Below are 19,265 nucleotides of genomic sequence, written 5' to 3' on the forward strand. Positions count from 1 at the left end.
ACCGAATCGAGAAGGAAGAGACCATGAGCAACGAAGTGCAGGACACCCAGGCAGCGGACGCACGCAAGTCCAGGCGCAAGAAGGGGCTGACCATCCTCGCGGCGACCGTCGCCGTCGCCGGCGTGGCGTGGGGCAGCTACGAGTGGCTGGTGGCCAGCCACTACGAGACCACCGACAACGCGTACGTGCAGGGCAACGTGGTGCAGATCACGCCGCAGATCGGCGGCACCGTGCTGGCGATCTACGCCGACGACACCGACTTCGTGAAGGCGGGACAGCCACTGGTCAAGCTGGACCCGGCCGATGTCACCGTCGCCCTGCAGCAGGCCGAGGCGAACCTCGCGCAGACGGTGCGCCAGGTGCGCACGCTGTACGCGAACAACGGCTCGCTCGCCGCGCAGGTCGACCTGCGCCAGGCCGACATCGCCAAGGCGCAGGCCGAAGTCCGCCGTGCCGAGGACGACCTGCAGCGGCGCCAGTCGCTGTCGGGCAATGGCGCGGTGTCGAAGGAAGAACTCAATCACGCGCAGACGCAGGTCGCGAATGCGCGCAGTGCGCTGGCCGCCGCGCAGGCCGGCGTCGCCGCCGCGCGCGAGCAGCTCGCCAGCAACCAGGCGCAGACCGAAGGCACGACCGTCGAGCAGCACCCCGCCGTGCTGGCCGCCGCAGCCAAGGTGCGTGAGGCCTGGCTGGCCACGCAGCGTGCGGCACTGCCGGCGCCGGTCGACGGCTATGTCGCCAAGCGCACCGTGCAACTGGGCCAGCGCGTGGCCGCCGGCGCGCCGCTGATGTCGATCATCCCGCTGCAGCAGGTGTGGGTCGACGCGAACTTCAAGGAAGTGCAGCTGCGCAAGATCCGCATCGGCCAGCCGGTCAAGCTCACCGCCGACCTGTACGGCAAGAAGGTCGAGTACACCGGCACGGTGCAGGGCCTGGGCGCGGGCACCGGGTCGGCGTTCGCGCTGCTGCCGGCGCAGAACGCGACCGGCAACTGGATCAAGGTGGTGCAGCGCGTGCCGGTGCGCATCGCGCTCGACCAGCAGCAGGTCGCGAAGAACCCGCTGCGGGTGGGCCTGTCGATGGACGCCGAAGTGGACGTGACCCAGCAGGACGGCAAGACGTTGGCCGATGCGCCGCGCAGCGCGCCGGCGGCCGAGACGCCGGTGTTCACGACCAAGGACGCGCAGGCGGACGCCGAAGTGCGCCGGATCATCACGGCGAACCTCGGCCGCGGCAGCAACACGGCCGTCGCCGGCGCCCCTCCTCGCCGTCCCGCGCCCGCCGCGACGCACACCGCTTCGACGACCACCACGCCGGCAGCCGGGGGCAACTGATGGCGACGGCACCCGGCGCGGCGCATGCGCCGCTGGAGGGATCGGCACGCGTGTGGGGCACCATCGCGCTGTCGGCGGCGACGTTCATGAACGTGCTCGACACGTCGATCGCGAACGTGTCGCTGCCTGCCATCGCCGGCGACCTGGGCGTCAGCCCCAACCAGGGCACCTGGGTCATCACCAGCTTCGCGGTGGCCAACGCCATCTCGGTGCCGCTCACGGGCTGGCTCTCGCAACGCTTCGGGCAGGTCAAGCTGTTCGTCGGCAGCGTGATCCTGTTCGTCATCGCCTCGTGGCTGTGCGGCCTGGCGCCGAACATGACGACGCTGATCGCGTTCCGCGCGCTGCAGGGCTTCGTCGCCGGGCCGATGATCCCGCTGTCGCAGACGCTGCTGCTGGCCAGCTACCCACGCGCGCTCGCGGGGCTGGCGATGGCGATGTGGGCGATGACGACGCTGGTGGCGCCCGTGATGGGGCCGCTGCTGGGCGGCTGGATCACCGACAACATCAGCTGGCCGTGGATCTTCTACATCAACATCCCGGTGGGCATCCTGGCCGCATCCGCGTCCTGGGCGCTGTACCACAAGCGGGACAGCGTGCCGCGCAAGCTGCCGATCGACCGCGTGGGCCTGGGCCTGCTGGTGGTGTGGATCGCCGCGATGCAGATGATGCTGGACCTCGGCAAGGAGAACGACTGGTTCCACTCGCCGCTGATCGTCACGCTGGCCGTGGTGGCGGTGGTGGGCTTCGCCTTCTTCCTCGTCTGGGAGCTCACCGACGAGCACCCCGTGGTGGACCTGCGCCTGTTCACGCGCCGCAACTTCTGGACCGGCACGCTGTCGACGTCGATCGCCTACGGGCTGTTCTTCGGCAACGTGGTGCTGCTGCCGCTGTGGCTGCAGCAGTTCATGGGCTACACGGCCACCGACGCCGGGATGATCATGGCACCCGTGGGCCTGATGGCGATGGTGCTGTCGCCGGTGGTGGGCAAGACAGTCGCGAAGGTCGATCCGCGCCGCTACGTGACGTTCGCGTTCATCGTGTTCGCGCTCGTGCTGTGGATGCGGTCGCGCTTCAACACTTCGGCGGATTTCTCGACCATCATGGTCCCGACCATCATCCAGGGCGTGGCGATGGCGTTCTTCTTCATCCCGCTGACCACGATCACGTTGTCGGGCCTGTCGCCGGACCGCATCCCGGCTGCATCGGGCCTCACCAACTTCGTGCGCATCACGGCGGGCGCCATCGGCACCTCGGTGTCGACGACGATGTGGGAGAACCGGGCCGCGCTGCACCATGCGCAACTGGCGGAAGCGGTGAACCCCGCCAACCCGGCCGCGCAGGCGACGTTCAACGGGCTGGCGGCGTCCGGCTTCTCGCCCGAGCAGGCCATCGCGCAAGTCAACCGGCTCGCCGACCAGCAGGCGTTCACCATGGCGGCGACCGACCTCTTCTGGCTGTCGGCCGCGCTGTTCCTCGTGCTGATCCCGCTGGTGTGGATGAGCCGTCCCACGCACGGTGCCGCCGGTGCCGATGCGGCCGCGGGCGCGCACTGAGAACCTTTACACAATCGACGTGAAGGGATTCCTGCGGCGTGGAACACTTCCTGCATCACGGTCCCCGTGACGGACTCTGGAGAGCGCCATGATTCGGAAGGTCTGGACCCCGGTGTTGGGATGGGTCGGTGCCATCGGCGCGGCCCTGGCGCTGGCGTTCGCCGCGCCGTCGGAGAGCAACCTGCTCGGCAAGCTGCCGTCGCTGCACGGCAAGCGCCTGCACGATTCGGCGATCGTCAAGCTGCCGCAGGCGCTGACGTCCGATCGCACCGTGGCGATCGTGCTGTTCAAGACGTCGCAGCAGGAAGAGGCGCAGCGTTGGGTCGATGGCCTGGGCCTGGAGCAGGACGCCAGGATCTCGTGGGTGCGCCTGCCGGTGTTCAAGGACGGCGGCGAGGCGGTGCGCCGCACCAAGGAGGCGCAGCTCCTCGCCCGGTTTCCATCCAGTGTCGATCGCGCGCGCCTGGTCGCCGTCTTCACCGCCGACAAGGACGCGGTCGTGCGCGCGGCCGGCCTGCAGACGGCCGACCATGCGTCGGTGCTGGTGCTCGATCGCGAAGGCAACGTGCTGGCCAAGGCCCAGGGCCCGTTCGACGCGGCCAAGGCGCAGGCCTTGCGTGAGACGGTGGTCGCGCAGAATTTCTGAGCGCACCCGCTACAGGCGCAGGCGCTGCGAGTAGCCCGTCATCTCCAGGTAGCCACGGCCCACGCGGCGCCCGTTGCTGTCCACCAGCTCGGACAGCCCCTCCCAGTAGATCGCTCCCGTCGACGCGCGGCTGTCCAGTTCCTGGTCGTCGAGCAGCGCGCGCACCGTGTAGAAGTCGGCCGGCGTGCGCACCATCCACTCCACCGGGTAGCTCGCACCCGATCGCGGGCTGGTCCAGCGCCGCAGCGCGCGAAATTGCGTCTCGCCCTGGCTCGCGATGTAGGTGTCGCCCGAAGGACCGCGGAACGACCCGCCGTCCCACAGCGGCACGCCGTCGCGCGTGCGCAGCTGGAACGCGGTGAGCGCGCTGCCGTCGTCCAGGTTCATGCCGATCCAGTCCCAGCCCACCGCGTCCGGATGCAGGAGCGCCTCGCTCCATTCGTGGTCCAGCCAGGCCTTTCCTTCGATGCGTTGCGGCTTGCCTTGCAGCGTCACGCTGCCGCTGACGGCGAGTTGCGGCACGCTGTAGTAGTAGCTCGCCTGGTCCATGCCGGGCCCCTTGCGCGAGAGCCCGCGATCGCCCTGCAGCAGCGGCGGCTGCGTGGGCACCAGGCGCAGGTCGAGCGTGAACTGGCGCGCCGGCAGCCGCGCGCTGTAGCTGCCATCCGCGCCGCGTTGCAGGTGCCAGTCGCGGATGTGCACGCGCGTGTCGTCCTCGGCCGCCTCCGCGACGCCGAAGCCCGCGCGCGCGATGCGCTGGTCGTGCAGCAGGCGGCGGCCCTGCAGATCGGTCAGCGCCGCGTGCGCGAACACGAGCTGCTTGCCGGCGAATTGCGATTGCAGCGGCTGCGCGGCATCGACCCGCGTGCGGAAGAACGTCAGCTGGAAGCCGAACTCGCGATCGCCCGCGTGGACCGCGCCGGTGGCGTACCACCACTCCGTGCGCAGGTCCGGATGCGAGCCATGGTCGCGCGGGAAGCGGATCTCGCGCACCGGCAGGGCCAACGCGCGAGGCAGCGCGGCGACGAAGGGCAGGGCGAGCAAGGGGCGGCGGTGTATCACCAGTCCTCCTTCACGGCCAGCACCGCATCGCGACCCGCCGCGGCGCGGCCCGCGAGCCACGCGGTCAGCGTGCCTGCGATGACGACGCAGATGCCGAGGACCGCGAGCCGCACCCAGGGCACGTGCAGGTCCATGGTCCAGTGGAAGCTCTGCGGGTTGACCACGTGCACCAGCACCAGCGACACGCCCAGCCCGAGCGCGATGCCGGCCAGCGCACCGACCACCGTCCACGCCGCGCCTTCGCCGGCGACCACGCCCAGGATCTGCGAGCGCGTGAGGCCCAGGTGCGCCAGCAGGCCGAACTCCTTGCGCCGCGCCAGCACCTGCGCGCTGAAGCTCGCCGCGACGCCGAACAGGCCGATGCCGATCGCCACCGCCTGCAGCCAGTACGTGACCGCGAAGCTGCGGTCGAACAGGCGCAGCGACGCGGTGCGGATCTCGGAGGCCGATGCGATCTCGACCAGCGACGAGGCGGAGCCCGCGGCGCTGCGGATGCCCGCTTGCACGTCGGCCGCCGGCGCGCCGGGTGCGAGCCACACCGACAGGTCCGTGACGCGCCGGTCCCCCGTGACGCGCTCGTAGTCGCGGCGGTCCAGCAGCACGGCGCCGGTCTGGCGCACGTAGTCGCGCCAGATGCCGGCCACGACGAAGCGGCTGGGCGCACCGTCGGGCGGTGCGAGGCCGAGTGTCGCGTCGAGCCACGGCAGCGGCTCGCCCACGCGGGCGCCGTGCAGGTCGCGCAGCGCTTCGCTCGCGTACACGGGGATGCGGCCGGCGGGGACGGGCGAAAGCTCGCCCGCCAGCGGCAGGTCGCGCGCGGGTGCTTCGATCTGCCGCGCGAGCAGCGCGACGGAAGGACGCGCCGGATCGGGCTGCAGCGAACGCACGCGCTGCGTGGCCACGCGCGCCACGCCAGGCAATCGCGCAACCCTGTCGACCAGCGAAGCGTCGAGGAACGCCGTGTCGGCGCCGGCCGTGGTGCCGGCGGTGCGCACGTAGAGGTCCGCCGGCAGCAGCACGTCGAGCCAGCGGCTCACCGAATCGCGGAAGCTGGCGACCATCACGGTGAGCGCCACCGCGAGGCTGAGCGCGGCGACCACGCCGCTGACCGCGACCGCGGCGGTTTCGCGCACGCGCCGCGCGCGCTCGACGGCCAGCAGCGGCAGCAGCCGGTTCGCCACGTGCGGCGCGATGCGGTCGTACAGCCAGCCGACGGCGGGCGGCAGCGACGCGATGCCGCCCACCAGCAGGGCGGCGACCGCGAGGTAGGCTGCGATCGGCAGGTCCGCGACCGGCGGCAGCAGCGCCAGCGGCAGCGAGGCGGCCAGCAGCAGCAAGCCGGGCGTGACCCGTGACGCCGGTCCTTCCGACGCGCGCAGGCCCTTGAGCGCCTGCGCCAGCGGCAGCCGTTCGGCCTGGCGCGCCGGGAACCAGCCGCCGGCCAGCGCAGCAGCGACGCCGAGCAGTGCATAGCCGGCGGCAGCGGTGCTGCTCCAGTGCAGCGAGGGGGTGACGCCTTCGAAGTAGCCGCCGCCCAGGTCGCCGCCCAGCAGCCGCAGGGCCAGCAGCGCCAGCGCGGTGCCGAGCGCAACGCCCAGCAGGCTGCCGACGGCGCCGAGGCCGGCCGACTCGAACAGGACCAGCCGCCGGCGCGCGCGCGCATCGAGACCCAGCACGCCGAGCAGCGCGAACTGCTGCGAACGCCGGGCGACGCTCAGCGACAGCACGGAGAACACGAGGAACGCGCCGGTGAACAGCGCGACCAGCGCCAGCACGGTGAGATTCACGCGGTAAGCGCGCGAGAGGTTGTCCACGCGCTGCAGGGCGTCGCCGGGTTGCGCGGCGATCACGCCGGGCGGCAACGCCATCCGCCGCGCCCAGGCGGCGGTGTCGGTCCCGGCGCGCAATTGCACGTCGATGCGCGAGAGCACGCCGGCGCGCCCGAACAGGTCCTGCGCGGCGCCGATGTCCATCACCGCGAGGGGCGCCCCCGCCGCACCCACGGTCCCCGCCACGCGCACCTCCAGCATCTGCAGGCCGGCTTGCAGTTGCACGCGATCGACCGGCAGCCGCTCGCTCGCGGCGCCGTTGAGGAACACCGCGCCCGGCGCGAACAGCGCCATGCGGTCCGTTTCCTGGAACGGGCGCGGCACCAGGTTCGGCGCCACCGCTCCGGTCGTGAGCGCGTCGAGGCCCAGGACGCGCAAGGAGACTCGCTTGCCGTTGCGGCCGACGGCGTTGGTGGCGAGTTCCAGCACCGGGCCGGCGAGGGTCACTGCTTCGTCGGCCGCGACGCGGGCGAACAGCGCTTCGTCGAAGCTGCCCTGCGTCGCGCGCAGTTCGAGATCCGGTTGTCCGTTCACGGCACGCACGGCGGCGGAGAACTCGCTGAGCGCCGACGCGTTGATCAGGTGCACCGCCAGCGCGAGGGCCACGCCCAGCATGACGGCCGCGATGGCGGCGATGCTGCGCCAGGGGTGCCGGCGCAGGTCCTGCCAGGAGAAGGTGCGCAGCAGGTCCCGCATGGGATCATTGTGCAGCCATGACCGACGACGACATCGAACGCCTCGAGCGCGCCACGCTCGCCGCAGTGCCTCCGCGCGAACTGCTGGCGCTGGAGGGCTGGCTCGTCGGCTTGGACCCGGGCACCGTCGGCCGCGCGCACAGCGCCGTGCCCACGCGGCACGAGCGTCTGCGTGTCGACCTGGTGCCGGAAATCCTCGACGCGTATGCGCAGCGCGGCTTGCGACCGGCGTTCCGGGTCCCGGACGTCGCGGGCTGCCAGCTGCTGTGCGACGACCTCGCGGGGCGCGGCTTCGCGGCGACGCAGCCGACGCTGGTGCAGACCGGCCCGGCGGCATCGTTGTCCGAAGTCGATGGCGGTGCGGCGGTCGAGTTCGCCGCGCGGCCGGACGCCGCTTGGTCCGCGCTGTTCCTCGGCGACGGCTTCGATCCGGTCGACGGCGCGAGCCGCATCGGGATCCTGCAGCGCAGCGACACGACGCTCTTCGCGTCCGTGCGCTTCGACGGCGTGGTGGCCGCGGTCGGCAGTGCCTGCTTCAGCGACGGCTGGGCCGGCGTGCACGGCATGCGCACCGCGCCGGGCTGTCGCGGTCGCGGGCTGGCCGGATCGATCCTCGCGGCCTTCGGGCGTGAAGCTGCGCGACGCAGCCTCGAGCGCGTGATGCTGCAGGTGGAGGAAAGGAATGCGCCCGCGCGCTCGCTGTATGGACGCGCGGGCCTGCGCACCGCGTGGCGGTACGCGTACTGGCGGCCCGCGTAGGGGCGGGCCGCCGCGGCCTCAGGCCGCCATGCCCATGTCGGCCATCAGTTCTTCCTTGCGCGCCTCGAGCTCCTCGCGCATCGCGACGAGATCGAGCTTGCGGGCCGAGCGGGCCTTGGGGAAGATTTCGTTCTTCTCTTCCTTGACGTGGTGGTCGATGTACTCGCCCAGCACCTTGACCTTGGCTTCCCACTTGTCGTCCGGCTCCGTCGCGCCCTGGATCTGCGCGATCAGGTCCTTGGCGCTCTGGTGCTCCACCTCCGCCTCGTCGAGAAGGTCGGTGTCCTTGATCGCCTCGCGCAGCGCCGGATAGAAGATCTCCTCCTCGATCTGGGCATGCACGGTGACCTCGACGCAGATGCGCTCGGCCAGGTCGAGCTTCTTCTGCGCCGCGCTCCTGGCGCGCGACTGGGTGAGTTCCTCGAACTCCTTGAACATCTTCTTGACGTTGCGATGGTCGGCGTCGAGCAGGTCGCAAGCGTCCTTGGCGGCGCGGGTGCTGGGCATCTGGTGGCTCCTTGTGTGGTGGAGCCATGGTGAAAGCGACGAGCCTGCGGCCCTGTAGGAGAAGGTCGCGTCAGCAGCGGCGCCCGGTTGACGCCAAGCGGTTCGCCTGCACTCTCAAGGGCGCAGGCATGTCGGACATGGCGTGGGGCATCGGGCGGCCCCAGCCGTCGGCAATGGATGGCCTGCATCGTCCGCGGCTCCCTGCGCCGGCGCGCCACGAGGGAGCGCACAGTGATTGCATCGCAACGAAAGGAGCACCCACAGGAATGGAAGACAAGACGGCCCGCTTCACCATCCTCATCGACGCCGACCGCAAGCGCGAGTTCGAGGCGCTCTGCGCGGCCCAGGATGTGACGGCCTCCCAGATGATCCGCCGCCTGATGCGGGAGTATTTGTCCAAACATGGCGTCGACCCCGGCGACAAGGCCAGGCGCCCCAGCACTCGCCGCAAGACGCAGTGAGCGTGGCGCGGCGCTGTGGCCGCCGTCGCAGGTGATGCAATTTGAGAGTTGCGGATGCGTTCGCAACGGTCGGGCAGGCCATTAGAATGCCATTCACATCGCAGCCCCTGCCGGATTCCGAATGGAACCCAAGACCGCCAGGCTCACCGTCCTCATCGACCCGCGCCGCAAGGAAGCCTTCGAGGCCCTCTGCCACAGCCAGGACATGACCCCTTCGCAGGTCATGCGCCGGCTGATCCGCGACTTCATGGAACAGAACGCCCCGGCCCCGACGGCCGCGCCGCGCAAGTCGGCCACCAGCCGCAAGCGCTAGGTCCTGCTAGCCCAGGCCCTCGGCGGTCATGTGCAGCACGCGGTCGGCGCGCGCCGCGGCGGCCGCCGAATGCGTGACGAGCACCAGCGACGCGCCTTGCTCGCGCGTGCGCCGCGGCAGGACGTCCAGCACCTGGTCCGCCGTCCTCGGGTCGAGGTTGCCGGTCGGCTCGTCGGCCAGCAGCAGCGCCGGGTCGTGCACCAGGGCGCGCGCGATCGCCACCCGCTGCAATTGCCCGCCACTCAACTGCTGCGGCAGCCGCTCGCCCAGGCCACCCAAGCCCACCGACTCCAGCGCCTGCTCCACGCGCGCCGCATCATGCCGCTGCAGCAGCATCAGCGGCAGCGCCACGTTCTGCCGCACGTCCAGGTGCGGCAGGACGTGGAACGCCTGGAACACGAAGCCGATGGCCTCGCGCCGCAGCAGGGCGCGCGCTGCGTCATCGAGCGTCGCGAGGTCGCGGCCCGCGACCGTGATCCGCCCCGCATCCCAGGTGTCCAGCCCGGCCAGGCAGTGCAGCAGCGTGGACTTGCCCACGCCCGACTCGCCCACGATGGCCACGAACTCGCCGCGCGCGACCCGCAAGTCGATGCCGCGGAAGATGGGCGTCTCGCCGTAGTGCTTGGCCAGGCCTTCGACGGTGGCGATCGGCGTGTCGCTCATGCGAGGGCCTTGCGCGCGGCGGCCAGCAGGGCAGGGACCACGCCCGGTGCGTCGCAGGGGATCACCTCGCGTTCCATGCTGCGCAGCCACGTGAGCTGGCGCTTGGCGAGCTGGCGGGTGGCGAAGACGCCGCGGTCGCGCAGCTGGTCCATCGGCAGTTGGCCGTCGAGCGCTTCCCATGCCTGCCGGTAGCCGACGCTGCGCATGCTGGGCAGCCCGGGATGCAGGTCGCCCCGCGCCCGGAGCGCCCGCACTTCGTCGAGGAAGCCGGCGGCCAGCATGGCGTCGAAGCGGCGCTCGATGCGCTCGTGCAGCCAGGCGCGGTCCGTGGGCTCGAGCGACAGCAAGGCGGCCGGACGCCAGCCTTCGCTGCGCTGCGCCCCGTGGAAGGCGCTGAGCGGTTGCCCGGTCGCGCGGAACACCTCCAGCGCGCGTTGGATGCGCTGCGCGTCGTTCGGCGCCAGCCGCTGTGCCGCCGCGGGGTCCACGCGCGCCAGCTCGGCGTGCAGCGCGGGCCAGCCATGCTGCACCGCTTCGGCTTCGATCTGCGAACGGAGTTCCGGATCGGCCGGCGGCAGCGCGTCGAGGCCTTCGAACAGCGCCTTGAAATACAGCATCGTCCCGCCCACCAGCAACGGCAGGCGCCCGCGCTGCGCGATCTCGCCGATGACGCGCCGCGCGTCGGCGCTGAACTCCGCCGCGCTGTACGGCTGCGTGGGCTCGCGGATGTCGACCAGGTGGTGCGGCACCGCGGCGCGTTCGGCCGCCGTCGGCTTGGCGGTGCCGATGTCCATGCCGCGGTAGACCAGCGCCGAATCGACGCTGACGATCTCGCCCCCGAGCTCGCGTGCGAGCGCCAGCGCGGCATCCGACTTGCCGGAGGCGGTGGGACCGGCGAGCGCGAGGAAGCGGGGAGGGGAAGTCGGCACGGCGACCCAGGCTACGCCTGCTATTGCAGGCTGAACAACTGCCGCACCGCGTCGCGGTACTTCGCGCGCCCGACGTACATCGTGCTGTGGTGCGAGCCGCCGTCGACCAGCAGGAACTGCTTGCGGCCGGTGGCCTTGTCGTACAGCTTCTGCGCGAGCGAGCTCGGGATCAGCGAATCGTCCGCGCCGTGCACCACCAGCAGGGGCGAGCCGATCTTCGCGACCTTGCCGGCGGAGTCGAAGCGCTGCGTGATCAGCGGGCCGACCGGCAGCCAGCCCCACTTGAAGCTGCTGGCCACGTCCGGGATCGAGGTGAAGGTGCCCTCGACGATCGTTCCTTGCTCGTCGTCGACCCGCGACGCGAGGTCGATGGCGATGGCGCCGCCCAGCGAGTGGCCGAAGATGTAGCGCGGCCGGTTCGGGCGCTGCGTGGCCAGCCAGTCCCACGCGGCGCGCGCGTCCTCGTAGGCCGTCACCTCCGACGGCAGCCCGGGGCTGCTCTTGCCGAAGCCGCGGTAGTCGATCGCCAGCACGGCGAAGCCCATGTCCTGCAGCCGCCGCATGCGGCCGGCCGAGCCCATCACGTTCCAGCGCGCGCCATGCAGGTACAGCAGCACCGGCGTGTCCTTGCGCGGATGGTCGGCTTCGAGCCACAGCGCATGCAGCTTCGCAGGGTCGCCCGTCGCCTCGGAGGTGAAGGAGATCCAGGCCTCGTCCATGCCCTCGGCCAGGTCGGCGCTGCCGCCCCAGCTGCGGTCGCTGGGCTGGAAGATCCAGGCGCGCTGCTTCTCGTCGAGGGTGGCGCAGCCCCAGCTCAGGAGCAGGACCGAGCTGGCGATGGCGGCTGCGAGCAGGCGGCGCATGGCCTTCAGCGTCCGCGCAGGAACAGCGCGTCGAGTTCCTTGAGCGTCACCTGCCGCCACGTGGGGCGGCCATGGTTGCACTGGTCGGAGCGCTCGGTGACTTCCATCTGCCGCAGCAGGGCGTTCATCTCGTCGAGCGTGAGCTGGCGGTTGGCGCGCACGGCGCCGTGGCAGGCCATGGTGGCCAGGATCTCGTCGCGCGCGCGCTGCACGACGGTGCTGGCGTCGTGCTGGGCGAGTTCGGCCAGCACGCTGCGCGCGAGCTCCACCGCGTCGCCCTGCGCGAGGGTCGTCGGCACGGCCCGCACGGCCAGCGTCTTGGCGGAGAAGGGCGTGATCTCCAGCCCCAGCATCTGCAGCGTGTCTGCGCTGGCTTCGGCGGTGGCGACTTCCTGCGGCGTGGCGGCGAAGGTGGCCGGGATCAGCAGCGGCTGGCTGGCCAGCCGCTGGTCGGGCGCGCCGGCCAGCTGCGTCTTCAGGCGCTCGTACACGATGCGCTCGTGCGCGGCATGCATGTCGACGACGACGAGGCCCTGGAGGTTCTCGGCCAGCACGTAGACGCCCTGCAGTTGCGCGATGGCGCGGCCCAGCGGCCAGTCACCCTCGGGCAGTGCAGCGGCAGGCGCGGGTGCAGCCACCGGCGACGCCGACGGTTGCCACAGCGCACCGACATCGCTGACGCGCAGCCCGAACGCCGGGGCGTCGAAGTCCATCCTCGGCTGCGACCACGCGGGCATGGCTGTCGGCATGGACGGGGAGGGCACGAGCAGCGGCGGCTGCGCGGGCATGTCGGCCTGCTGCGCCGAGCGTGGCGCGGCCAGGGCCGCTTCCACCGCGCGGCGCACGGCCTGGTGCACCTCGCGGCTGTCGCGGAAGCGCACCTCGATCTTGGTCGGGTGCACGTTGACGTCGACCCGCGCCGGGTCGATCTCGACGTACAGCGCGTACACCGGCTGCCGCTGGCCGTGTAGCACGTCCTCGTACGCGCTGCGCGCGGCGTGCGTGAGCACCTTGTCGCGCACGTAGCGGCCGTTGACATAGGCGAACTGGTGGTCGGGCCGCGAGCGCGCCGCATCGGGCACGCCGGCGCGACCGGTGATGCGGATCGGCCCGGCCGCGTACTCCACGGCCACGCTGCCCTCGACGAAGTCGTCGCCCAGCACGTCGGCCAGGCGCTGGTCGCGCGAGGCGGGCCGCCACTGCTCGACCAGCTTGCCTTCGTGCCAGATCGCGAAGCCGACCTCGGGTCGCGCGAGCGCGTGGCGCCGCACGGCTTCGATGCAATGGGCCAGTTCGGTGGCGTCGGTCTTCAGGAACTTGCGGCGCGCCGGCGTGCTGAAGAACAGTTCCTTGACCTCGACGGTCGTGCCGCCGGCGCGGGCGGCCGGCTGCAGTTCGCCCGTGCGCGCATCGAGGCGGAAGGCGTTGGGCTGGCCCGCGCAGCGCGAGAGGAGGGCCAGTTCGGAGACCGACGCGATGGCCGCGAGCGCCTCGCCGCGGAACCCCATGGTGCCGACGGCTTCGAGGTCCTCGAGGCTGGCGATCTTGCTGGTGGCGTGGCGGCGCAGGGCGATCGGCAGTTCGTCGCGCGGGATGCCGCCGCCGTCGTCCTCGACGGACACCAGGCGCACGCCGCCGGCGAGCAGGCGCACCGTGACCTGCGACGCGCCTGCGTCGAGCGCGTTGTCGACCAGTTCGCGGACCACGGACGCGGGCCGCTCCACCACTTCGCCCGCGGCGATCTGGCTGACGAGTTCGTCCGGCAGGTCGCGGATGGGGCGTCGGTGGCCCGGATGGAGCACGGCATTCACCCCATCCATTCTAGGTGGCGCCCTGATAATGCCGGCGTGGAACTCATCGCCGTCCTCATCGATTTCATCCTGCACGTCGACAAGCACCTGCAGACGTTCGTCGCCAGCTACGGCACCTGGGTATATGCCCTGCTGTTCCTGATCATCTTCGTCGAGACCGGCGTCGTCGTGATGCCGTTCCTGCCGGGCGATTCGCTGCTGTTCGTGGTCGGTGCCATGTGCGGCGTCGGGCTGATGGACTACGGCACCTCGGTCGCGCTGCTGTGGCTGGCCGCGACGGCGGGCAACCAGAGCAACTACGCGATCGGGCGCTACTTCGGCCCGCGCGTGTTCCAGTGGGAGAACAGCCGCTACTTCAACCGCAAGGCCTTCGACCAGGCCCATGCGTTCTACGAGAAGTACGGCGGCTTCACCATCGTCGCCGCGCGCTTCATGCCGTTCCTGCGCACGTTCGCGCCGTTCGTGGCGGGCGTGGCGCACATGACGCGCAGCAAGTTCACCTTCTTCGACGTCGCCGGCGGCGGCCTGTGGGTGGTGGGCATCGTCACGGCCGGCTACTTCTTCGGCAACATCCCCTGGGTGCAGCAGCACCTGGACAAGATCATCTGGGCCATGATCCTGATCCCCGGCCTGGTGGTGATCTACGGTGCGGTGAAGGGCCGCCTGAAGGCGCGCGCCGCTTAGACGCGGCTGTCGAAGCGGACTCCCTAACGCAGAGGTCGCAGAAGCGCGCAGAGGTCGCAGAAGAATTCAATTGAATGGATTCTTCTGCGACCTCCTGGTTTTTTCTGCGACCTCTGCGTTAGGGAGTCCGCCTTCTAACGTGCTTCCTCAGTGCCCCGCGGTCAATTTGTGGACCAGGTCGGCCGTGGTGTTCGCCTTGTACTTGCGCATCAGCCGGGCGCGGTAGATCTCCACGGTGCGGTGGCTGATGGTCAGTTCGCGGCCGATTTCCTTGGACGTCATGCCATCGAGCAACCGCGCGGCGACCTCGCGTTCGCGCGCCGTGAGTTCGGCCTTCACGGGGCGCTGCGCGCTCAGGTCCTCGAACGACCAGATGCCCGCCTCGTGCGGCGCTTCGCGGTTCAGCGCGCGGCCGGTGACGTGGCACCAGAACACCTCGCCGCTGGCGCGCTTCATGATGCGGTCGTCGCCGTAGTGGCCCTTGGCATTGAGGATCGGCACCATGCGCGCGCCGAGGCGCTCGAACTCGTCGGGGCTGGGGTACAGCGTCATGAACGACTGGCCGACCAGCACTTCGCGCGAATAGCCGAACATCTCGCACAGCTGCTGGTTGCAGTCGACGATGAAGCGGTTGCGCGAGACGCACAGCCCGACGGGAGCCAGCTCGAAAGCCAGGCGGTAATCAACGTCCATCGGGTCAGTCTTTACGGGGAACTACGTAGCACATTAGGTAGTATCGTAGCCGCAACCGCGGCGTAGCCCGCGCGTGTCCTTCCACAGGAGACTTCCACGTGAACAAGCTCTATCCCTCGGCCAAGGCCGCGCTCGACGGCGTCGTGCGCGACGGCCAGTTGCTGGCGGTCGGCGGCTTCGGCCTGTGCGGCATTCCCGAGGCACTGATCGACGCGCTGCGCGACAGCGGGGTCAGGAACCTCACCGCGATCTCGAACAACGCCGGCGTCGACGACTTCGGCCTCGGCAAGCTGCTGCAGACGCGCCAGATCAGGAAGATGATCTCGTCGTACGTCGGCGAGAACAAGGAGTTCGAGCGCCAGTACCTGGCCGGCGAACTCGAGCTGGAATTCACGCCCCAGGGCACGCTGGCCGAGAAGCTGCGCGCCGGCGGCGCCGGCATCCCGGCGTTCTTCACCAAGACCGGCGTCGGCACGATGGTGGCCGAAGGCAAGGAGACCCGCGAGTTCGACGGCGAGACCTACGTGATGGAGCGCGCCCTCGTTCCCGACATCGCACTGGTCAAGGCCGACGTCGCCGACAAGAGCGGCAACCTGCGCTTCCGCCTGACGGCGCGCAACTTCAATCCCGCCGCCGCGATGGCCGGCAAGGTCTGCATCGTCGAGGTGGAGAAGCTCGTCGAGGTCGGCGAGCTGGCGCCCGACGACATCCACCTGCCGGGCATCTACGTGCACCGCATCGTGCACAACCCGTCCCCCGAGAAGCGCATCGAGAAGCGCACCATCCGCAGCATCTAACGACTTTGGGGACAGACCTTTAGCTCTGTCGCCAACTGATTAGGAGAGACAATGCCCTGGACCCAAGACCAGATGGCCGCGCGCGCGGCGCAGGAACTCGAGGACGGCTTCTACGTGAACCTCGGCATCGGCATCCCGACGCTGGTGGCCAACTTCACGGGCGACAAGGAAGTCTGGCTGCAGTCGGAGAACGGCATGCTGGGCATCGGCCCGTTCCCGAAGGACGACGAAGTCGACGCCGACCTGATCAACGCCGGCAAGCAGACCGTCACCACCATCAAGGGCTCGTCGATCTTCGGCAGCCATGACAGCTTCGCGATGATCCGCGGCGGCAAGATCAACCTGTCCATCCTCGGCGCCATGCAGGTGAGCGAGAAGGGCGACCTGGCCAACTGGATGATCCCCGGCAAGATGGTCAAGGGCATGGGCGGCGCGATGGACCTGGTCGCCGGCGTCAAGCGCTGCATCGTGCTGATGGAGCACGTGGCCAGGAAGAAGGACGGCACCGAGGACTTCAAGATCCTTCCGCAGTGCACGCTGCCGCTGACCGGCGTCGGCGTGATCGACCGCATCATCACCGACCTCGGCGTGATGGACGTCACCCCGCAGGGCCTCAAGCTCGTCGAGCTGGCCCCGGGCGTCACCTTCGAGCAGATCCAGTCGAAGACCGGCGTCAAGCTGGTGCAGTGACCCCGCGCGACGCGCTCGCCTCTCTCTGGCAGCACACCGGGCTGCCGGACGAGGCGCTGCGCTTCGCGGATCTCGCCGGGTCCGACCCGGTCTATCCCTCCTCCTTCGCCATCGGCACGGCCGCGCAAGCGTCGGTCGCTGCCGCGGCATTGGCGGCGGCCGAACTCGGGCACCTGCGCGGCCAGCCGCGCCAGCGCGTCGCCGTCGACATGGCGCAGGCCGCCACCGAGTGCACCGCGTGGTTCGCCATCGACGGCCAGGCGCCGGACCTGTGGGACCCGTTCTCCGGCCTGTACCGCTGCGCCGACGGCTGGGTGCGCGTGCACGCGAACTTCCGCCACCACCGCGACGGCGCGCTGCGCCTGCTGGCGCTCGATCCCGCCACCGCCACGCGTGAGCAGGCGGAGCAGGCGATGGCGCGCTGGAAGGCGCTCGACTATGAGGAGGCGTCGGCGCGCGCACGACTGGTCGCGACCGCGCTGCGCACGTTCGCGCAGTGGGACGCGACGCCGCAAGGGCAGGCCGTTGCGTCGCAACCGCTGGTCGAGGTCGAGCGGATGGGCGATGCGCCCGTGCTGGCGCTGCCGGAGTTGCCAACGACGCAACGACCGCTCGAGGGCGTGAAGGTCCTCGACCTGACTCGCATCCTGGCGGGCCCGGTCGCCGGGCGCGCGCTCGCCGCGTATGGCGCCGACGTGATGCTGGTGAACTCGCCGCACCTGCCCAACATCGACGCGATCGCCGACACCAGCCGCGGCAAGCGGTCCTGCCACGTCGACCTGACGACGGCCGAGGGCCGCGCGACGTTCGACCGGTTGCTCTCCGAGGCGCACGTGCTCATCCAGGGCTACCGCCCCGGCGGACTGGACGCGCTCGGCTACGGGCCGGAAGCGCTCGCGCGCAAGCGGCCGGGACTGGTTGCCATCTGGCTGTCGGCATACGGGCGTCGCGGTCCGTGGGCGGAACGTCGTGGCTTCGACTCGCTCGTGCAGACCGCCATGGGCTTCAACCACGCGGAAGGCGAGGCGGCCGGCGGCGGGCCGAAGCCGCTGCCGATGCAGATCCTGGACGAAGCCACGGGCCTGCTGATGGCGGCGATGGCCGCGTCGCTGGTGCATCGCCAGCAGCGCGAAGGCGGCAGCTGGCTGGCCCGCCTGTCGCTGGCGCAGACCGGCCACTGGCTGCGCTCGCTGGGGCGCGTCGAGCGTGGCCTGTCCGCGCAGCCGCCATCGCGCGAGCGCTGGGTCGAGACCGTCGACTCGGGGTTCGGGCGCCTCTCCGGCATCACGCACAGCGCTATCCTGTCCGCCACGCCCGCGCGCTGGACGCGGCCGTCGGTGCCGCCGGGCGACTCGCCGCCGCGCTGGTGAGCCGCCGGTCGAGCAGCCTGTCGCGCCCACCTGCAGCCTGTCGCACGCCGCTCGGCCCGCGCGGGTCCGCCGCCTAGGATCGCAGCACATCCACAAGATCCCCTTGGAGCCCTCCATGTCCGGTCCCGCCAAGCCCCGCCGCCGCATCGTCGTCCTGTTCGCCACCGCGCTCGCGCTGGCCGGCGTCACCGCCGTCGCTGCCACCTCGACCGTGAAGGGCAACGGCAATCGCCGCAGCGAGACCCGCACCGTCAGCGGCTTCACCGGCGTCGCGTCCGCGCTGCCGGGGCAGCTGGAAGTGCGCCTGGGCAATGCCGAGAGCGTCGTGATCGAGACCGACGACAACCTGCTGCCGCTGATCGAGAGCAAGGTCGTGCGCGGGACGCTGGAGCTCCGGCCGCAGCGCGACATCTCCATCGACCCGCAGTACCTCAAGGTCGTGGTCACGGCGCGGTCGATCGACATGCTCGCGCTGGCCGGATCGGGCAGCCTCACCGCCGACGGCCTGAAGGGCCAGCAGCTGAAGGTCGACGTGGGTGGCTCCGGCAGCATCGACCTGGCGCGCACGGAGGTCGATTCGCTCGCCATCTCGATGGGCGGCAGCGGCGCCATCAAGCTGGGCGGCACGGCGCGCGAGCTGAAGCTGTCTCTGGCCGGCTCGGGCAACGTCTCGGCCGGCGCGCTGCAGGCCGACGAGGCCAGGATCAGCATCGCCGGCTCCGGCGTCGCCACGGTGGCTCCCAAGTCGCGGCTGAAGGTGAGCATCGCCGGCAGCGGGAACGTGCGCTACCAGGGCGACCCGAAGGTGGAGCAGTCCATCGCCGGCAGCGGCACGGTGCAGCGCCTGTGACGCCTTCGTTCGCTCACCGGCGACACCTTTTGCAACCGGGCGCCGGTGCGCGCTGACAGCAGCACGTCGCCTCATCTGTCTTGCCGATCCAGGCTCGGCGGTTCACCATGCGGCTGTGCCGTGTGGCACCCGAGAGGTGACGCCATGAGAGGGATCCACGTCGTGCTGGCCGCTTTTGCGGCCTTGGCTTGCGGGCAGGCGATGGCCTGCTACACGGTCTACGACCGCGACAACCGCATCATCTACAACGACGTGCAGCCGCCGGTGGACATGAGCATGCCGCTGCACGAGGCGCTGGCCAAGCGCTTCCCGGCCGGCTCGGCCATGGTCTTCAACGACAGCCGCGACTGCCCGAGCGAAGCGCGCCTGCAGGTCCGCGCGCGCAACGGCAAGTCCCCGCTGATCACCGACCAGAAGACCGCCGAGGAGCTGAAGCTCCCGCACAAGCCGCTGGGCAACGGCCTCGCCGTCGTCTCCGAGCGTCCCGACGACATGCGCCCCGGCTTCGTCCTGGCCGAGTCCGGCCTGCCGGCCGAGAGCGACACGCGCTCGATGGGCGCGGGGCCGGCGCGGAAAGTGGAAGGCTCAGTGCCCGCGAAGGTGGTGCCGCAACGGGCGCAGCCGCCGCAGCAGCGTCGCTGACCCGTCGTCCCCGCGGAGGCGGGGATCCATCGCTTCCTTCTTCCTGTCGTTCCGGCGCAAGCCGGAATCCATGCTGCACAAGCGGCAGTGCGCGTAGCGCACAGCGAGTTC

Annotated in this window: 20 protein-coding genes; 12 read left to right on the forward strand and 8 right to left on the reverse strand. The window is 70.7% G+C overall.

Annotation, left to right across the window (positions count from 1 at the left end):
* Nucleotides 1–23: 23 nt before the first annotated feature.
* From I8E28_RS09775 to I8E28_RS09785, 3 genes are all read left to right on the forward strand, one after another.
* On the forward strand, nucleotides 24–1,334 hold the full coding sequence (locus I8E28_RS09775; protein ID WP_200787789.1) for an HlyD/EmrA/EmrK family protein: 1,311 nt from the start codon (nucleotides 24–26) through the stop codon (nucleotides 1,332–1,334).
* Nucleotides 1,334–2,890, forward strand: coding sequence for a DHA2 family efflux MFS transporter permease subunit (locus I8E28_RS09780; RefSeq protein ID WP_200787790.1), 1,557 nt, complete (start codon nucleotides 1,334–1,336; stop codon nucleotides 2,888–2,890). The genes I8E28_RS09775 and I8E28_RS09780 overlap by 1 nt, the downstream gene beginning before the upstream one ends.
* An 88-nt stretch (nucleotides 2,891–2,978) precedes the next feature.
* Nucleotides 2,979–3,536 carry a hypothetical protein gene (locus tag I8E28_RS09785; protein ID WP_200787791.1) on the forward strand — a complete coding sequence of 186 codons (558 nt, stop codon included), beginning with the start codon at nucleotides 2,979–2,981 and terminating at the stop codon, nucleotides 3,534–3,536.
* Nucleotides 3,537–3,545: 9 nt separating this feature from the next.
* Here I8E28_RS09785 and I8E28_RS09790 read toward each other — a convergent pair whose 3' ends face one another.
* Both I8E28_RS09790 and I8E28_RS09795 read right to left on the reverse strand, forming a co-directional pair.
* Nucleotides 3,546–4,598 (reverse strand): lipocalin-like domain-containing protein, encoded by a 1,053-nt coding sequence (locus I8E28_RS09790; protein WP_200787792.1) that lies wholly within the window; start codon nucleotides 4,596–4,598, stop codon nucleotides 3,546–3,548.
* Entirely contained in the window at nucleotides 4,595–7,123 is a 2,529-nt protein-coding gene (locus tag I8E28_RS09795) for an FtsX-like permease family protein (protein WP_200787793.1), read from the reverse strand. Before I8E28_RS09795 ends, I8E28_RS09790 begins: the two co-directional genes overlap by 4 nt.
* Nucleotides 7,124–7,140: 17 nt before the next feature.
* Here I8E28_RS09795 and I8E28_RS09800 point away from each other — a divergent pair, with 17 nt between their 5' ends.
* Nucleotides 7,141–7,881 carry a GNAT family N-acetyltransferase gene (locus I8E28_RS09800; RefSeq protein WP_200787794.1) on the forward strand — a complete coding sequence of 247 codons (741 nt, stop codon included), beginning with the start codon at nucleotides 7,141–7,143 and terminating at the stop codon, nucleotides 7,879–7,881.
* 18 nt (nucleotides 7,882–7,899) lie between these two features.
* On the opposite strand, the gene I8E28_RS09805 is transcribed toward I8E28_RS09800, so the two are convergent.
* Nucleotides 7,900–8,388 (reverse strand): hemerythrin domain-containing protein, encoded by a 489-nt coding sequence (locus I8E28_RS09805; RefSeq protein ID WP_200787795.1) that lies wholly within the window; start codon nucleotides 8,386–8,388, stop codon nucleotides 7,900–7,902.
* 266 nt (nucleotides 8,389–8,654) lie between these two features.
* On the opposite strand from I8E28_RS09805, the gene I8E28_RS09810 reads away from it, so the two are divergent.
* The gene (locus I8E28_RS09810) at nucleotides 8,655–8,849 is read left to right on the forward strand and encodes a ribbon-helix-helix protein, CopG family (RefSeq protein ID WP_200787796.1); all 195 of its coding nucleotides are present in this window, start codon (nucleotides 8,655–8,657) and stop codon (nucleotides 8,847–8,849) included.
* Nucleotides 8,850–8,970: 121 nt separating this feature from the next.
* Nucleotides 8,971–9,162, forward strand: coding sequence for a CopG family transcriptional regulator (locus I8E28_RS09815; protein WP_200787797.1), 192 nt, complete (start codon nucleotides 8,971–8,973; stop codon nucleotides 9,160–9,162).
* Between the two features lie 6 nt (nucleotides 9,163–9,168).
* Here I8E28_RS09815 and I8E28_RS09820 read toward each other — a convergent pair whose 3' ends face one another.
* From I8E28_RS09820 to mutL, 4 genes are read right to left on the reverse strand one after another with little or no spacing between them, the layout of a single operon-like run.
* A complete protein-coding gene (locus I8E28_RS09820; RefSeq protein ID WP_200787798.1) occupies nucleotides 9,169–9,825 on the reverse strand; it encodes an ABC transporter ATP-binding protein in 657 nt (218 codons plus the stop codon).
* Nucleotides 9,822–10,754, reverse strand: a complete 933-nt coding sequence (gene miaA, locus I8E28_RS09825) for a tRNA (adenosine(37)-N6)-dimethylallyltransferase MiaA (protein ID WP_200787799.1) — start codon at nucleotides 10,752–10,754, stop codon at nucleotides 9,822–9,824. Before miaA ends, I8E28_RS09820 begins: the two co-directional genes overlap by 4 nt.
* Nucleotides 10,755–10,774: 20 nt before the next feature.
* Entirely contained in the window at nucleotides 10,775–11,617 is an 843-nt protein-coding gene (locus I8E28_RS09830) for an alpha/beta hydrolase (protein WP_200787800.1), read from the reverse strand.
* Between the two features lie 5 nt (nucleotides 11,618–11,622).
* On the reverse strand, nucleotides 11,623–13,437 hold the full coding sequence (gene mutL, locus I8E28_RS09835) for a DNA mismatch repair endonuclease MutL (protein WP_200787801.1): 1,815 nt from the start codon (nucleotides 13,435–13,437) through the stop codon (nucleotides 11,623–11,625).
* 27 nt (nucleotides 13,438–13,464) lie between these two features.
* Between mutL and I8E28_RS09840 the strand changes: the two genes are divergently transcribed.
* On the forward strand, nucleotides 13,465–14,112 hold the full coding sequence (locus I8E28_RS09840; protein WP_200787802.1) for a VTT domain-containing protein: 648 nt from the start codon (nucleotides 13,465–13,467) through the stop codon (nucleotides 14,110–14,112).
* Between the two features lie 147 nt (nucleotides 14,113–14,259).
* Here I8E28_RS09840 and I8E28_RS09845 read toward each other — a convergent pair whose 3' ends face one another.
* Entirely contained in the window at nucleotides 14,260–14,805 is a 546-nt protein-coding gene (locus tag I8E28_RS09845; RefSeq protein WP_200787803.1) for a PAS and helix-turn-helix domain-containing protein, read from the reverse strand.
* Nucleotides 14,806–14,903: 98 nt separating this feature from the next.
* On the opposite strand from I8E28_RS09845, the gene I8E28_RS09850 reads away from it, so the two are divergent.
* The 5 genes from I8E28_RS09850 to I8E28_RS09870 all read left to right on the forward strand — a co-directional run bounded on the left by I8E28_RS09850 (nucleotide 14,904) and on the right by I8E28_RS09870 (nucleotide 19,154).
* Nucleotides 14,904–15,602 (forward strand): 3-oxoacid CoA-transferase subunit A, encoded by a 699-nt coding sequence (locus I8E28_RS09850; protein ID WP_200787804.1) that lies wholly within the window; start codon nucleotides 14,904–14,906, stop codon nucleotides 15,600–15,602.
* Between the two features lie 51 nt (nucleotides 15,603–15,653).
* On the forward strand, nucleotides 15,654–16,292 hold the full coding sequence (locus tag I8E28_RS09855) for a 3-oxoacid CoA-transferase subunit B (RefSeq protein WP_200787805.1): 639 nt from the start codon (nucleotides 15,654–15,656) through the stop codon (nucleotides 16,290–16,292).
* Nucleotides 16,289–17,662: a CoA transferase gene (locus I8E28_RS09860; RefSeq protein WP_200787806.1), complete on the forward strand. Its 1,374-nt coding sequence runs from the start codon at nucleotides 16,289–16,291 to the stop codon at nucleotides 17,660–17,662. The genes I8E28_RS09855 and I8E28_RS09860 overlap by 4 nt, the downstream gene beginning before the upstream one ends.
* Nucleotides 17,663–17,777: 115 nt before the next feature.
* Complete coding sequence (locus I8E28_RS09865; RefSeq protein ID WP_200787807.1) at nucleotides 17,778–18,512, forward strand: head GIN domain-containing protein; 735 nt, start codon at nucleotides 17,778–17,780, stop codon at nucleotides 18,510–18,512.
* 144 nt (nucleotides 18,513–18,656) lie between these two features.
* Nucleotides 18,657–19,154, forward strand: a complete 498-nt coding sequence (locus I8E28_RS09870) for a hypothetical protein (protein ID WP_200787808.1) — start codon at nucleotides 18,657–18,659, stop codon at nucleotides 19,152–19,154.
* Nucleotides 19,155–19,265: the final 111 nt, after the last annotated feature.

Source organism: Ramlibacter algicola, assembly GCF_016641735.1.
GTDB lineage: Bacteria > Pseudomonadota > Gammaproteobacteria > Burkholderiales > Burkholderiaceae_C > Ramlibacter > Ramlibacter algicola.

Coding starts and splice junctions, on each gene's coding strand:
- I8E28_RS09795 (WP_200787793.1), bottom strand. CDS start 7,123: ATGCGGGACCTGCTGCGCACCTTCTCCTGGCAGGACCTGCGCCGGCAC.
- I8E28_RS09775 (WP_200787789.1), top strand. CDS start 24: ATGAGCAACGAAGTGCAGGACACCCAGGCAGCGGACGCACGCAAGTCC.
- I8E28_RS09845 (WP_200787803.1), bottom strand. CDS start 14,805: ATGGACGTTGATTACCGCCTGGCTTTCGAGCTGGCTCCCGTCGGGCTG.
- I8E28_RS09785 (WP_200787791.1), top strand. CDS start 2,979: ATGATTCGGAAGGTCTGGACCCCGGTGTTGGGATGGGTCGGTGCCATC.
- I8E28_RS09830 (WP_200787800.1), bottom strand. CDS start 11,617: ATGCGCCGCCTGCTCGCAGCCGCCATCGCCAGCTCGGTCCTGCTCCTG.
- I8E28_RS09865 (WP_200787807.1), top strand. CDS start 17,778: ATGTCCGGTCCCGCCAAGCCCCGCCGCCGCATCGTCGTCCTGTTCGCC.
- I8E28_RS09870 (WP_200787808.1), top strand. CDS start 18,657: ATGAGAGGGATCCACGTCGTGCTGGCCGCTTTTGCGGCCTTGGCTTGC.
- I8E28_RS09800 (WP_200787794.1), top strand. CDS start 7,141: ATGACCGACGACGACATCGAACGCCTCGAGCGCGCCACGCTCGCCGCA.
- I8E28_RS09820 (WP_200787798.1), bottom strand. CDS start 9,825: ATGAGCGACACGCCGATCGCCACCGTCGAAGGCCTGGCCAAGCACTAC.
- mutL (WP_200787801.1), bottom strand. CDS start 13,437: ATGGATGGGGTGAATGCCGTGCTCCATCCGGGCCACCGACGCCCCATC.
- I8E28_RS09780 (WP_200787790.1), top strand. CDS start 1,334: ATGGCGACGGCACCCGGCGCGGCGCATGCGCCGCTGGAGGGATCGGCA.
- I8E28_RS09810 (WP_200787796.1), top strand. CDS start 8,655: ATGGAAGACAAGACGGCCCGCTTCACCATCCTCATCGACGCCGACCGC.
- I8E28_RS09855 (WP_200787805.1), top strand. CDS start 15,654: ATGCCCTGGACCCAAGACCAGATGGCCGCGCGCGCGGCGCAGGAACTC.
- I8E28_RS09805 (WP_200787795.1), bottom strand. CDS start 8,388: ATGCCCAGCACCCGCGCCGCCAAGGACGCTTGCGACCTGCTCGACGCC.
- I8E28_RS09815 (WP_200787797.1), top strand. CDS start 8,971: ATGGAACCCAAGACCGCCAGGCTCACCGTCCTCATCGACCCGCGCCGC.